The sequence below is a fragment of the Candidatus Pelagisphaera phototrophica genome (assembly GCF_014529625.1).
GTDB classification, from domain to species: Bacteria; Verrucomicrobiota; Verrucomicrobiia; order Opitutales; family Opitutaceae; genus Pelagisphaera; species Pelagisphaera phototrophica.
The window spans coordinates 3,416,047-3,430,615 of the sequence record NZ_CP076039.1; the positions used below are offsets into that span (position 1 = coordinate 3,416,047).

Below are 14,569 nucleotides of genomic sequence, written 5' to 3' on the forward strand. Positions count from 1 at the left end.
GAGCAAATCAGCACTTCTTTGCTTTGAATTGATGAGGAACCTGTCTTGACTGTCTTCCCATGTCTGCGTCCGGTCCGTTTGTTCATCTTCACAATCACACGCACTACTCTCTCCTTGACGGGTGCGCGAAGCCCGCTCGGGCGGCGGCTCGAGCGAAGGAGCTGGGCATGCCGGCCTTGGCCATGACCGACCACGGCAACCTTTTCGGGGCTATCGACTTCTACCGCTCCTGCAAGAAGGGGGATATCAAGCCGCTCATCGGATGCGAACTCTACTACGTCAACGACCACAAGCAAAACGAGCGGCCGCGTCGAGAACGTAAACGGACCGACGACATTGGCGACATCCCCGAGGACTACGTCCCCTCCCCTGAGGATTTTCCCAAATTCCAGATCCACCACAAAGGGGTCATCGCCAAGGATTTCGAAGGTTATCAAAACCTCTGCAACCTCGTCTCGGATGCCCACCTCAATGGCGTGTACTACAAGCCGCGTACTGATATTGAAAAGCTTGCTCAATACTCGAAAGGTCTGATCGGCTTCAGCGGCTGCATCAATGGAGTCGCGGCCCAGTATCTGATTTATGGCGACGAAGCGAATGCGCGCCGCGTTACGGCTGACTTCGTCGATATTTTCGGGAAGGAGAACTATTTCATCGAGCTGCAGGACCACGGCATGCCGGTCCAGCGGCGTATTATTCCAGGACTTCTGAAACTCGCCAAAGAGTTCGACTTGAAAGCCATCTGCGCCAACGACTCTCACTACGTTTACAAGGAAGACTCGGACCCGCACGACGCCTTGCTCTGTATCCAGACTGGAAAGATGATTTCCGATCCCAACCGGATGAAGTATCCCTCTCAGGAATTCTACATGAAGAGCCGGGAGGAGATGTACGAAATTTTCAAGGAAGTGCCTGAGACGCTCGACAATACGGTCTACGTGGCCGAGATGTGCGATCTCAAGATACCCTTCGACGAGAACCACTATCCGGTCTTCGAAGCACCAGTCGAACTGAGGTCATTCAAGCAAGACCCCGACACGTTTGACCGCATACTCGACATTTACGAAGTCGAAAAGACGAAGGTCAATCAGCAGGACGGAAAAGACGAAGTCTGCAAGCTCGACAAGGAGCAGCGGAAGGAGCTCAAAGCAAACGGCACCCTCCTGTTGGAACTCTGCAAGCGTGGCCTCCTCGAACGCTACGGCGTCGACTACGACAATCGCACTGCCTACACGCCCAAGGAGGGTCTAAGGGAAGATTTCGCCGACTTCCTTTGTAATCAGCTCGAATACCAGATCGCAATCATCGCCGGTACCGGCTTCATCGACTACTTTTTGATTGTCTGGGACTTCATCAACTTCGCCCGTAACGAGGGCATTCCCGTAGGACCGGGCCGCGGATCGGGCGCAGGTTGCATCGTTGCCTACGTATTGAAAATTACTGACATCGATCCGTTGAGGTTCGGGCTTCTCTTCGAGCGCATGCTCAATCTGGAACGGGTATCCCCTCCCGACTTCGACATCGACTTCTGCATGCGTCGCCGCGAAGACGTGGTTAATTTCGTGCGAGAAAAGTACGGGGCCGAAAGCGTTGCGAATATCATTACCTACGGAACGTTCGGGGCCAAAATGGTCATTCGCGACATGGCCCGGGTGAACGACGTTCCTTTCGCCGAAGCCGACAAGCTCGCCAAGATGATCCCCGACGAGCTCAACATTTCTCTCGAAGATTCCGTCAAGAAATCGAAGGAGCTTCGCGACGAGATCGGCCGAAACCCAGTCGCCAAGAAGATCGTCGAACAAGGCTACGTTATCGAGGGAATGGTCCGCAACACGGGCAAACACGCTTGCGGTATCATCATCGGCGACCAGCCCATCCACAACCTCGTCCCCGTCACCCTGCAAGAAGGCGACCTCACCACGCAATACGCTAAGGGACCGGCGGAAGATCTCGGTCTGCTCAAGATGGACTTCCTCGGTCTCAAAACGCTTACCGTTATTTCAGATGCCGAGACCAGTGTCCGGCGACTGGACGAGATGGCCGATTTCGACATCGAGAAGATCACTCTCGAAGACGAAAAGACCTTCGAGATTTTGAATCAGGGTAAAACGGTCGGAGTCTTCCAGTTGGAGTCCACTGGCATGCAATCTTTGTGCAAACAGATTGGATTGTCGTCCTTCGAAGAGATTATCGCTCTCGTGGCCCTCTATCGTCCCGGTCCCATGCAATTCATCCCTCAGTTCATTCGCGGCAAGAAAGACGCGAGCACGATCGAGATTCCACACCCGCTACTCAAAGAACTGGTCGGCGAAACGTACGGCGTGATGGTCTACCAGGAACAGGTTATGGAAGCCGCCCGTATCATCGCAGGCTATACACTGGGGGGCGCAGATATTTTGCGACGAGCGATGGGTAAAAAGATCGCTTCGGTCATGGAAGCCCAAAAAGAAGTCTTCGTGGAGGGTGCTGAAAAAACGCACGGAATGAGCCGCAAGATGGCACTCGGCATTTTCACTATCCTTGAGAAATTCGCGGCCTACGGATTCAACAAATCCCACTCCGCGGCCTACGCCATGTTGTCTTATCGGACGGCGTATCTAAAGGCGAATTACCCAGTAGAGTTCATGGCGGCGGTCCTTTCCAGCGAGCAAGGAAATGCTGACAAAGTCGCCCACTTCATCGACGAATCCGAGGCGATGGACATTCGCGTGCTTTCGCCCGACATCAACACCTCACTCCGATCGTTCACCCCCGTGGTGAACGATCCCGTAGATGCAGCGGAGGGACGGCCCGGTTCGATCCGCTTCGGACTGGGGGCCATCAAAGGAGTGGGCGATGCCGCCGCGATCAAAATCATTGAAGAGCGGGAAGCCAACGGCAGCTTCCAGGACTTCGATGAATTCCTTGAACGCATGGATTCGAAAGCAGTCAATCGCCGCGTACTGGAATGCCTCGTAAAAACCGGAGCCTTTGACTTTTCGCTCGAGCCTCGCGGAGCCATCTTCCATCGGCTGGAAGAGGCGATCAACTACGCCGCCGCCCGCCAACGGGACAAAGAGGCCGGACAAAACTCGTTTTTCGATATCTTGCAGGAAGACACCACGCAAAACGGAAATAGGGATGCCGATGGACCACGCGAAATCGACATAAGCAAACAGTTTCCGCAGCACGAGATGCTCACATACGAAAAGGAACTGCTCGGGTTCTACGTTTCCGGGCATCCACTCGACGACTACAAAGGAATCGCGGAAGCGCTTACCAATTTCGAGATCGACAAGATGGACCAACTCGGCGACCGGGTTGAGTTTCAAATCTGCGGGGTGGCATCGGGCGTAACCAAAAAACTGGCCCGAAAGGACAATCGGCCTTGGGCCTTTTTCAATGTGGGAACCCTCAAAGGCACCGTCCTGATGAATTGCTACGCGGACGCATTCGGCGAGTACGGGCACAACCTCGAGAATGAAAAACTCGTGCTCGTTAAGGGGAGCGTGTTTCACAACGAAGAAGGCGTTCGCTTAAGCGTGTCGGAAATCTACCCGCTGGAAACCAGCCTAGCTGACCAGGTAAAGCATATCACTTGGATTCTCGACCCAAAGGGTGACACCGAACGATTTTTCTACGACTATCGGGAGGCTCTAGACGCAACTCGAGGCAGCACAACGAGTGATATCGCTTTCCGAATGGATTCGGAGTCGATCGTCACTGCGCCCACCGCTTCCTCTCTTCGCTGGAAGGTTAATCCGGAAGGGTGGAGTAAACTTCGCAGTTCAACTGCTGTCGTTGGCTGCGTAATACAAACCGGGCCTGTCGAGCTAAAGAAAAAGGAAAGACGCTGGAAGCGGTGACCATGAAGCATCGCGGGGCTCTCCGAATTGAGTTAGCGGGCTATCACCGAACACGCACAACAAAATCGTAAAACATGCAGGATGCCTGTTCTATTTTAGAGGGGCACTCGGTTTGTGCCGCCGTAGCTTCAGCGAATGAGTGAGATCGCCCGCTACCTCAAAATACGTTGGAGCTTTTGACTTGGCGACGCTCGATTTACCCGGCTTGCCGGGCCGTGGAGCCCTACCTTTGCGACTTTTCAAAAAATGCGTTAGCTGATTTTGAGTTGCCTACGCGGCATAGGGCAAGCACCAGCCCTACCGACTTAGGGGCAAACCAAAACGATCTAACTGTACGCCTCAATTAGTTATCGCCGTCCATCTTACCTTTGAGCCCTTTCAACAATCCTCCCAAAACCTTTTGAGAGCCCTCACCAATGTTCTTCAGCTGATCACCAATCACGCTCACTGACTGGCCGACAGAGGAGACGATCCCCTCATTAATCGCCTGGAAGACAATCTTCATCGTCTCACCAAACGTATTCCCATCATCATCCGCTCCGATATCTTTTAATTCGATATCCGGCAAGGGAATCATAAGCGCCTGTCCTCCGAGTAACTTGTTCGACACCTTAAACTTGCCACCGGTGATGCGAAGCATGTCAATCTGCACATTTTTGGAGGAAACTCCCTCTTCAATTTCAGCTTCCGCTTCCGCTTCGCTTTCGCCCGCGAAAGCTTCGATATTCGCGAGAATCGCGCTGATGTTGCTATTTGTTGGGTTCAGTCCTGATTCAAATATGAACTCAGGTGCGTCGATGATAATCTCGTTAATGACAATCTTGTCTGACAAAACCGAAATGGGCTGCAATTTCATGCTAAAACTATCGAGTTTGATCGCGTGCGGAGTATTAAAGCCTTCAGGATTTCCCACCACGAGGCCTTTTATCGAACCGGCTCCCGAAAACGCAGACAACTCGACGGAATCCAGATTTATTGTTGTCTGAGTCACTTCCGGACCAAAGGTCTCAACCCCCGCCTTAATACCGGAACCAATGATTTTGGAGGAAACGAAAAGCAGAACAACTACCACAACCACCAACACTGCAAAAATAGAAACGAGCTTTTTCATGAAGACTTGGATTTGAATGTTGGCACTTATCTTGCACATACATCCCTAGGTGGCCACATTAATTTACAACCTTTTCCAATCCCATTTATTGATAATTGCGCAGGGAAGCCCTGAGACGGTTTGGGACTACCTTGAAGCAGAAACCCGTTTCTCTTGGTCACGGCAATGAGAGGCACGAAGCCGAGGATCCCGAACCTCCTCCATATCAGGAAAAAGTCTTTAAGCCAACGTATCCTAGCTCTAGTTACAATTGACCATTTCCAAACTGGAAAGCCTATTCGCCCGCTACCAACGACCGTCAAGAAGGCGTCCAATGAGCCTTAATCCCCTTACCACACGCTTTGATTATTCATTTTAGGTCGTCTCTTCGGAGACCCCGACAAGTCGGTGGATAAACAAGTAGCGGATTAGTCCTTCGACATAGCTCAGGATTTTCGACAGCCCGCCTTACCGCTTTATTCAATGAACACAATTGAATTCATTGGATATTTTCCCAGAAACCAACAATCAAAAGCGAAGCGTTTTATAGACAGGAAACGCGTACTCATTTATACGATACATACGATTTAACACAAAGAAAAATGATTCAAAAAAAGCATTCACATAGGATAATCACTTCTTAAGCTTCAAAAATTCGATTCCCGGCCAAATCTCGATATCAAAGTTTATTTGGCCTATTGTAGTTGAAATCTAATTATATTAAGAGAGTTGCTCTCGACCAAAACCGGGGTATCAAAAAGGAGAAAAAGATTTTGCCGTATTCAACCCCATGGAAAAGAGCCAGATTGTACTAATGACCGGATGCAGCTCCGGCATCGGCAGAGAACTGTTCACAATCTTCAACCGTAGCCCGTTTAAAATCGTCGCCACTACCTTTCCAGAGCCTTTCGCCGAACTAAAAAAGAGACCCGATTACAGAGAGCGAACGCTTATGGATTCGGCATCTAGATTTAGTCGACTACCCGAAGGCCTGGCTAATCGTAGCGGAAACGACGGAGAAATGGGGAGCGGTAGACATTCTCATAAACAACGCGGGTATATCCTATCGTTCGGTAGTAGAAGACATGACGGTCGACGACGAACAAACCCAAATGCAGATCAACTACTTCGGGCCCATGCATCTCATTCGAGAGTGGATTCCTGCTATGCGGGAACGGAGATCGGGTCGAATAATCAACATCTCTTCGGCAGGAGGCATGATGGCCATGCCAACGATGGCTTCGGATTCCGCCTCTAAGTTTGCCCTCGAAGGAGCCAACGAGTCACTCTGGTACGAGCTCAAGCCTTGGAATATAAAGGTCACTCTCGTTCGACTCGGATTCATCAACTCGCTCGCGTTTCACAAAGTCTTCTATTCATCAAAGCGAAAAGAAACCCAAGGTTCGTCTCCCTATGATTCTCACTATGAGAACATGACCCAATTCGTCGAAAAGCTAATACAAAGAAGCCCTTGCAATTCAGAAAGCTTAGCGAAGGCAATATTCAAAGTCGCCCGGGCAAAGCGTCCTCTGCTTAGAGTTCCCGGAACCACGGAGCCCCGAATCTTCTGCTTCGCAAGACGCCTTCTCCCTCGATTTCTATACCGTAGGTTGCTTTGCCACTTTCTGCCAGGAATTCGCCAATGAGGAAAGTACAACTCATCAATCAGGACTTCTCAGACCTACTCTTCGGAGTTCTGTTCTGCCTCACCTTCATCGCTCTCGGTGGCGAGTATCTCGTAAAGGATGATCTAATACAGAAACTCATGCCTAGCTGGTTTCCCCTCCCTAAAATCGTCTCCATTGGCTGCGGACTTATCTTGCTCTTAGGCGGCGGGCTGATTGCTCTCGGCTACAACCTGAGGCTCGCCGCTATTCTGCTTGGCGCCTTTCTTTTAATCGTCACCACGATCGTTCATGGTCCCGCGATCCTAAGTAATCCTAATTTCATCAATCCATAAAGCGAATGGCTCTGGCAGATTCTACAGTGCAGCAACTATGTGAGGAATATTTGCCTTCTCGACGTCTGCCTCCTCCTCAATTACAAACCAGGAAAACGGAGCCTGGAAGCGTCGCTGAGGCGAAAGGAATAGTGGCGATTAACCGAGGCGGACTGCGCCCCCCAAATCTAAACACTCATGGAAAAATGCCCTAGGATCCGTCAAATTTCGAAATACGGATCTGCCTGGCTTTAAAACCTGAGCTACGATGATGGGCTTGGCACCGGACGCCTTTTCCACCAAAGAGCAGCTAGCGAATCGTCGTCAAACAACACCGACTCAATACCTAGTCTTTCAGCGGTTCTAATATTCTCCCGCTTGTCATCAAAGTAGATCGCTTGCGAAGCCTCTGCATCATGGGCGCTCAGAACGTGTTCGAAAACCCTAGGTTCCGGTTTTCTCATTCCGATTTCATTTGATAAATAAAGATGGTCAAATGACTCTATAAGCTCATCGTACCGGCCTTTCCAGGACTCCACGTGAGTCGCATTGGTATTCGAAAGAGCGACTACAGTAACGCCAGCCTCCTGCATCAACTTGATGGTTTTTCGGCTTGGCTCGATTATTTCTCCAAACATCGAATTCCAGCCCTCTTTCCATTCCTCAAAGTCCAATGAAAGTTCGTTCAGCATACAGAAGTACTCCCCGTATGAACGCCCCGACATCGTGCCCCTCTCGTAGTCTTCATACTGGTCGTCTAGAGGAAAATCTCGGGAAACCGAACCCGGCCGGATCCCTGCCATGTCTTCCCATTCTAAATAGCATCGCTCTAAGTGAGTTCTAAAACAAACCTGTCCGAGATCGAAAATTGCTAGTTTGAGGTCGTTGCTCATCTATTGTCTTCTTTTCTTATTGTGGGAGTCTCCAAACCTCTGTTCTATTTCTAATCTACGCTCCACTCCAAGGAAACAGGTACAACACTCTACTTATTGTTACGGCTCTCAGTCCGGTTTCTTTACTAGGTTGTCAGGAAAGTGCCCCTAATTGGCCTTTAAATAAGTTTTGGAAAACCAATCCAGAAACTGCCTCATCGCCTTTCCCCGGTGGCTAATGGCCGCTTTTTCCGAGGAACTCATCTCCGCGGTCGTTCGGTTCCTCCCCGACGGCAAAAATACAGGATCATAGCCAAACCCAGCACTACCCCGTGAATGTCGAAGAATTTCACCCAAGATCTCGCCTTCAAAGACATTTTCTTCTCCGTGAGGCGACACCACTGCCAAATAGCAAGTAAAACGCCCTCCCCGACTGCCCTCAGGAACGGGCTCCATTTCCCGAATGAGCTTATCCAGATTGTCCTGGTCACTCGCCCCTTCTCCCGCATAGCGGGCTGAATATACGCCAGGAGCTCCATAGAAAGCGTCTATGCAAATTCCACTGTCATCCGCCAAAGCGAGCCCATCATCGGGCAAAAACGCAGCCAAGGCTCTAGCCTTTTTGAGGGCGTTACCCGAAAACGTATCCTGATCCTCAATCACTTCGGGCATACCGCCGACCGCCAGAGGCGTATGTACTTCGGCATCAATTTTGGCCTCTCGGAGCATCTCGTTCAGCTCCTCGATTTTATGGAGATTAGTCGTTGCCAAATACAGTTTCATCGACTTCCAAACGAGATGGATAAGAGACGTGGCCCCTCATCATTTGATCATCCCCAAAGGTCTCATGCCGCACATTCTCTAACCGAATGGCGTGGGATAGTTTTTCAATTCTCATTCCTCTGTAAACCGGCACTGCCTTGTCGTCACCAAGCAATAGCGGAGCCCGATAATTGAAGTGATAGTCCAGTTCCCTAATCTGGAGCATCTCGCTCGTCAATTTGCTGCCACCTTCAAAGTAGATCCCCGTAATGCCGACATCATAACACTTTTTCCGGAAGTCAGGAAAGGGAACCTTCATATTTGCGGTTGGAAGGACCCAAACATTGACCCCTTCCGTTTCCAAGCGGCGGATATAGCCAGTCCCGGCAGCATCCGTGGTGACAACAATGGTGTTGTCGCGAAAGTCGTCCGTATAAATAGACGGAAGAAATCGCTCCATCGCTGTGCGCAGAAGTCCGTCCATCACGAATCGAACCCCGCACCACTCTTCCTCACCATCGATTCGACTCGTCAAACGAGGGTCGTCTTCGATTAGCGTGCCCGCTCCCACTCCAATCGCTGGAAAAAGACGCCGCCAATGCATGACATTTTGACGTGACGCTTCACCTGTAATCCATTTGGATTCGCCCGTTCGACAAGCGATCTTCCCATCCATTGTCGTGGCAGACTTCGCTGCCAAAACAGGAGTCTGGTGTTTAACCCAGTGATTGAAAATCAGGTTCAAGTCTGTGCAATCCTCTATCAAAATGCGGCGCTCGACCTTTAGACCTGCTTCTTTCAAGGCGTCCGCTCCCTTGTTTTCCTGCTCCAAAACCGGATCGCCCGCTCCGATGAAAACGTTCTTCAGTCCGGACTCGAGAATCGCTTTGACACCTGATTCTAAGCGATTGGAAGACGGACCTGGTTCCAAGGTAAGAAACAGGTTGGCTGTCTTTGACGGCAGGCGGCCAAGATTTTCTAAGAGTCTCGCTTCAGGGCTTCGTGCGCCTGATCGGCCGACGTATTCGCTCGCCACTATCTTCCCTTTTTCGACTAGGACCGCTCCGATCATCGGTTGGGGATGTGTCTTACCCCAACCTTTGCGGGCCTCGTCCAAGGCGGCTCTCATGAAGAATTCTTTTTCAGTTCGGGTCATATGTACTCGTAACATGTTCGATTAGAACAGGTCTTGCTTAGCATACAATCCTCAAAAAAGAGCCTATAGAAAGCGGTTTTCAATCTCTTCTAAGCCTGAACAAATGGGTTGGTCCCCCTTTCTTGGCCCACTGTTGTTTGTGGTCCATGCCCCGGGTAGACAACTGTGTCGTGATCCAGCGTGTATATCTGATCTTTAATAGACTTCTCTAACGTGGGGAAATCGCCTCGGGGCAGGTCGGTTCGACCAATGCTTCCTGCAAACAGAGCGTCGCCCACGAATGACGCCTTCAAATTTTTAAAGTAGAACAGAATGTTTCCCGGACAATGGCCGGGTATGTGCCTAATCTCAACGGGCTCCCCGAGCATTGGTACCACGTCACCCTGATCAACCCAATGATCGATCATCACAGGCTCGAGCGTCATGTCGGGAGGATACGAGTAGGATCGCATCACCTCTGGGGTCTCATAGAAAATCTTGTCGTCCTTATGTCCATAAACGGGGACCCCCATCTTCTGAATACGAGCGGCGTCACCGATGTGATCATAGTGCCCATGAGTCAGGAAAAGAGCTTTGAGAGTACACCCATTTTCCGATAATACAGGGTCTAAATCGTCCCAGACGGAGTGCGGGGCGTCGATGAGCACCGACTCTTTCGTATCTAGGTTGGATAGCAAATACGCGTTCGTTTGAATATAGCCAGCCGGGAAAATCTTTAGTTCGAAGGACACGGCACCACAGTTGGAAAGGAGCCAATCAAGGCAAATGCAAAGTGGCATTCTGAGTTTTTGCTTTAAATCACCCACAAATCCGCCTCAACTCCTCAGTTCGATGCAAACGCTAAAATTCGCAGTTCTCCCCGGTGACGGAATCGGTCCCGAAGTAATGAAAGTCGCACTCGAAGTGCTCGAGGCCGCTACTGAACCCGCGGGCCTTGCTCTCGATTTCGAGGAGGCCGATGTGGGTGGAATCGCCATCGACAAACAAGGGTCCGCCCTTCCTGAGTCCACCATCGGTGTTTGCGAAAAGTCAGACGCCATCCTTTTTGGCTCGGTAGGAGGGCCCAAATGGGAATCGCTACCTCCCGCTGAACAGCCAGAACGTGCCGCCCTGCTCCCAATTCGCAAACATTTTTCCCTCTTCGCCAACCTCCGCCCGGGACTGCTCTACAAAGAGCTCACCGACGCGTCTCCCTTGAAGACTGAGAGAATCCCTGAGGGGATTGACATCGTCTGTGTCCGCGAACTCACCGGTGGCATCTACTTCGGGCCCAAGGAAACCCATACGCTCGATGACGGCGACGTCGTCGCCAGCGACACAATGGTCTACAAACGCAGCGAAATAGAAAGGATCCTCGATGTAGCGATCGCCTCCGCTAAGTCTCGGTCGGGCAAGATTTGCTCAGTTGACAAAGCCAATGTCCTCACGACTTCAGTCCTTTGGCGTAAGACGGCGACGGAGTATATCGCCAAAAACGCACCCGAACTAGAGCTCAGCCATCTGTACGTCGACAACGCTGCCATGCAGATGGCCCGCGACCCAAACCAATTTGATGTTCTCGTTACCGAGAACATGTTCGGCGACATCCTTTCGGATGAAATGGGGATTGTTTGCGGCAGTCTTGGCATGCTTTCCTCCGCAAGCCTGGGAACCCAGAACAACCAGCATGGCCATCCCTTCGGGCTTTATGAACCCTCAGGGGGAACCGCTCCTGACATCGCTGGACAACGAATCGCCAATCCCTGTGCTCAAATTCTCAGTGCAGCTCTCATGCTGCGATACAGCTTTGGCCTGAACGATATCGCTGAAAAAATCGAATCCGCGGTAAAGCAAGCGGTCATGGACGGACATCGTACCGGAGACATCGCCTTCGGAACCGACCCAATCGGCACAGATGCCATGGCCCAAGCTATCAAAGCAAGAATCTAGAGTTTGGACCCACGGATGAGCACGGATGCACAAAGATTTCTTGGGAAATTCAGTGATCTGACACACAAAGCTCTCGGTGCAGCGTTCGAGGTGTCCAATGAACTAGGAATCGGCTTTCTCGGGAAATCCTATGACAACACCTTGGTTTTCGATCTTTCCTCGCACGGCATTAAAGTAGATCAGCAAAAACAGTTTTAAATCCTCTATAAAACCAAAGAAGTGGGTTTATACATTCCCCAACTAATTTCGATCAACAATCCATCCGTGATCACCTACGTCCATCCGTGTTTCCCATTCGCACATGACCTCTGAACAAATTCGCCAGTCCTTCCTCGATTTTTTCGAGTCGAAGAAGCACTCTATCGTTCCTTCCGCTCCCTTGATGCCGGATGCTCCAAACTTGCTATTCACCAACGCAGGAATGAACCAGTTTGTCCCCTACTTTCTCGGGGAACGCGAAGCGCCGTATCCGCGAGCCACGGACACCCAGAAGTGTATTCGAGCCGGAGGAAAACACAATGACCTCGAAGACGTTGGTTTGGATACCTACCACCACACGTTCTTCGAGATGCTAGGCAACTGGTCATTCGGCGACTACTTTAAGCAAGAGGCGATCGAATGGGCATGGGAACTCATCACCGAAGTATGGAAGTTCCCCAAGGAGCGACTGTACGCCTCCGTCTACAAACCCGGCGACGGCGAACCAGCCAACTTCGACCAGGAAGCCTACGACTTCTGGAAAGCCATTTTCGAAAAGGCCGGTCTCGATCCGGACATCCATATCGTTTACGGCAATAAGCAGGACAACTTCTGGATGATGGGTGACACTGGTCCCTGCGGCCCCTGCTCCGAACTGCACGTCGACCTCACTCCTGAGGGAAATACCAAAGGCAGCCTCGTCAATGCCGACTCGCCTTACTGCATCGAAATCTGGAACCTCGTCTTCATTCAGTTCAACGCTACCCCGGACGGTGATTTTGTACCTCTAAAATCCAAGCACGTTGACACTGGCATGGGCTTCGAACGCGTCGCTGGCATCATCGCTACCTCGAAGAATTTCACCGACTTCTCAACTCCACCTAGCAACTACAACTCGGACCTTTTTACTTCCTTCTTTGACCAGCTCACCTCGCTTTCCGGTCACGAGTATCAGCGCACGCTGCCTGAAGATCTGGACAATATCAGCGAGATCGAGATGAAGGATGTCATCTTCCGTGTCCTCGCCGACCACGCACGCTGCCTCTCCTGTTCAATCGCTGACGGCATCCTGCCCGGCAACGAAGGTCGCAACTATGTCCTGCGCCGCATTCTTCGTCGCGCCGTTATGTACGGTCGCAGGCTAGGGCTCGAGAACGGCTTTTTCGCTCAACTCGTTCCTACTGCAGTGAAGCAACTAGGACAGGTATTTCCAGAGTTGGAGAAACAGCAGGGTATTATTCAAAAGATAATCCAGTCGGAAGAGGACAGTTTTTCGAGGACGCTTGACCGGGGGATCCAACTGTTCGAGAACACTCTAACTAAGGACGGAAATATTTCAGGCGAAGAAGCGTTTCGCCTATTCGACACCTTCGGATTCCCCATCGATTTGACTCAGTTACTTGCCAAACAAAAAGGCATTTACGTAGATACTGAGGCATTTAATGTCGAAATGGAGAAACAACGTGATCGAGCTCGCGCATCCCAGAAAAAGACCGATATACTTGTCGCCGATTCGAATGGCGATACCGAAGCCACGACCTTCCTTGGATTTGACACGCTGGCCGACGAAGCAGAGCTCATCGATATCGTCAAAGCAGAAGATTCCTCGTATCTCGTTTTCAACCACACACCCTTCTATGCCGAAATGGGTGGTCAGGTCGGGGACACGGGGGCGATCGAATTCGACGGGGCTCATTTCGATGTAATCGACACCATCAAGGATGACCATGGGCGATTCCTCCACAAGGTTTCTGGTGATCTCGCGAGTATTTCCTCCGGGATCGAAGCGAATCTCATCGTAGACCACGATCGTCGTCGCTCCATCGAGCGCCATCACTCAGCGACCCATGTTCTACACTGGGCTTTACGAAAAGTGCTCGGCACCCATGTACGCCAAGCCGGATCGTACGTAGACAGTGAGCGGCTACGCTTCGACTTCGCACACTTCGAAGCGATCAAGCCAGAAGAACTCGCCGAGATTGAGAAACTCTGTAACGAGCACTTGCTCGACAACAGTATAGTCAGATGGTTTGAAACTCCCTTCGACCAAAAGCCCAACGACGTCATCGCCTTCTTCGGCGAGAAGTATGGCGATGTCGTACGCGTGGTCGACATCGGCGGCTTTTCCAAGGAACTCTGTGGCGGTACACACGTCCGGGCTACGGGGGAAATCGGCTTGATTAAAATTTCCAGTGAATCCGCAATCGCGGCGGGTACGCGCCGAATAGAAGCAATCGTTGGCAATAGTCTATATTCCCACATAAACGAAATTGAACAATTAATCGCTACCGCTTCTCAGAGCCTTTCCACTGCACCCGCGGATCTGCTCAAAAAGATCGACTCTCTCCTTACCCGAAATTCCGAGCTCGAAAAGCGGCTCAAGAAATTCCAGCAAAAAGCGAGCGGTAATCTAGCGAATGACCTCGTCAAAACCGCGACGGAATCGGACGGTCTAAAAATCGTGAGAGCCGAGGTTCAAGCTTCCGACCCCAACGCTCTTCGTCAATTGGGAGCCAACGTCCTCGGCAAGCTAGGTGAAGGCATCGTGGTGCTCGGAGCCAAAGTGAAAGGCAAAGCCAGTATCGTCGCTTTCTGTAGCAAAGGTGCCATTGGCGCAGGCCACAAAGCCGGAGACATCGTCAGAGAACTTACTATCAGACTGGACGGAAAAGGCGGCGGCAAACCCGACTTCGCAATGGGGGGTGGAACCAATGTCACCAAGCTAGAAGAAGTGATAAACACTTTCCAAAGGTAGGGCGTGACCGCCCAGTCCGAGTA

The 14,569-nt window shown here is 51.2% G+C and carries 11 protein-coding genes; 6 read left to right on the forward strand and 5 right to left on the reverse strand.

The annotated features are described in order from the left end of the window. Window positions 1–59: 59 nt before the first annotated feature. Window positions 60–3,845 (forward strand): DNA polymerase III subunit alpha, encoded by a 3,786-nt coding sequence (gene dnaE / locus GA004_RS14685; RefSeq protein WP_283394630.1) that lies wholly within the window; start codon window positions 60–62, stop codon window positions 3,843–3,845. Window positions 3,846–4,188: 343 nt separating this feature from the next. Here dnaE and GA004_RS14690 read toward each other — a convergent pair whose 3' ends face one another. Then, window positions 4,189–4,956, reverse strand: coding sequence for an AsmA family protein (locus tag GA004_RS14690; protein WP_283394631.1), 768 nt, complete (start codon window positions 4,954–4,956; stop codon window positions 4,189–4,191). A 911-nt stretch (window positions 4,957–5,867) separates the two neighbouring features. On the opposite strand from GA004_RS14690, the gene GA004_RS14695 reads away from it, so the two are divergent. Together GA004_RS14695 and GA004_RS14700 are read left to right on the forward strand one after the other, a co-directional pair. Then, window positions 5,868–6,581: an SDR family NAD(P)-dependent oxidoreductase gene (locus GA004_RS14695; protein WP_283396983.1), complete on the forward strand. Its 714-nt coding sequence runs from the start codon at window positions 5,868–5,870 to the stop codon at window positions 6,579–6,581. Beyond that, on the forward strand, window positions 6,578–6,895 hold the full coding sequence (locus tag GA004_RS14700) for a DoxX family membrane protein (protein WP_283394632.1): 318 nt from the start codon (window positions 6,578–6,580) through the stop codon (window positions 6,893–6,895). Before GA004_RS14695 ends, GA004_RS14700 begins: the two co-directional genes overlap by 4 nt. A 242-nt stretch (window positions 6,896–7,137) precedes the next feature. On the opposite strand, the gene GA004_RS14705 is transcribed toward GA004_RS14700, so the two are convergent. The 4 genes from GA004_RS14705 to GA004_RS14720 all read right to left on the reverse strand — a co-directional run bounded on the left by GA004_RS14705 (window position 7,138) and on the right by GA004_RS14720 (window position 10,395). Further along, complete coding sequence (locus tag GA004_RS14705) at window positions 7,138–7,767, reverse strand: HAD-IA family hydrolase (RefSeq protein WP_283394633.1); 630 nt, start codon at window positions 7,765–7,767, stop codon at window positions 7,138–7,140. Between the two features lie 147 nt (window positions 7,768–7,914). Then, window positions 7,915–8,529 carry an RdgB/HAM1 family non-canonical purine NTP pyrophosphatase gene (gene rdgB, locus GA004_RS14710; protein ID WP_283394634.1) on the reverse strand — a complete coding sequence of 205 codons (615 nt, stop codon included), beginning with the start codon at window positions 8,527–8,529 and terminating at the stop codon, window positions 7,915–7,917. Continuing rightward, window positions 8,504–9,664 (reverse strand): bifunctional diaminohydroxyphosphoribosylaminopyrimidine deaminase/5-amino-6-(5-phosphoribosylamino)uracil reductase RibD, encoded by a 1,161-nt coding sequence (gene ribD, locus GA004_RS14715; protein WP_283394635.1) that lies wholly within the window; start codon window positions 9,662–9,664, stop codon window positions 8,504–8,506. Before ribD ends, rdgB begins: the two co-directional genes overlap by 26 nt. Window positions 9,665–9,753: 89 nt before the next feature. After that, complete coding sequence (locus GA004_RS14720; protein ID WP_283394636.1) at window positions 9,754–10,395, reverse strand: MBL fold metallo-hydrolase; 642 nt, start codon at window positions 10,393–10,395, stop codon at window positions 9,754–9,756. 100 nt (window positions 10,396–10,495) lie between these two features. On the opposite strand from GA004_RS14720, the gene leuB reads away from it, so the two are divergent. The 3 genes from leuB to alaS all read left to right on the forward strand — a co-directional run bounded on the left by leuB (window position 10,496) and on the right by alaS (window position 14,546). Next, window positions 10,496–11,593 carry a 3-isopropylmalate dehydrogenase gene (gene leuB / locus GA004_RS14725; RefSeq protein ID WP_283394637.1) on the forward strand — a complete coding sequence of 366 codons (1,098 nt, stop codon included), beginning with the start codon at window positions 10,496–10,498 and terminating at the stop codon, window positions 11,591–11,593. Between the two features lie 15 nt (window positions 11,594–11,608). Beyond that, window positions 11,609–11,791 carry a GxxExxY protein gene (locus GA004_RS14730; protein WP_283394638.1) on the forward strand — a complete coding sequence of 61 codons (183 nt, stop codon included), beginning with the start codon at window positions 11,609–11,611 and terminating at the stop codon, window positions 11,789–11,791. A gap of 103 nt (window positions 11,792–11,894) precedes the next feature. Then, window positions 11,895–14,546 carry an alanine--tRNA ligase gene (gene alaS / locus GA004_RS14735; RefSeq protein ID WP_283394639.1) on the forward strand — a complete coding sequence of 884 codons (2,652 nt, stop codon included), beginning with the start codon at window positions 11,895–11,897 and terminating at the stop codon, window positions 14,544–14,546. Window positions 14,547–14,569 lie beyond the last annotated feature (23 nt).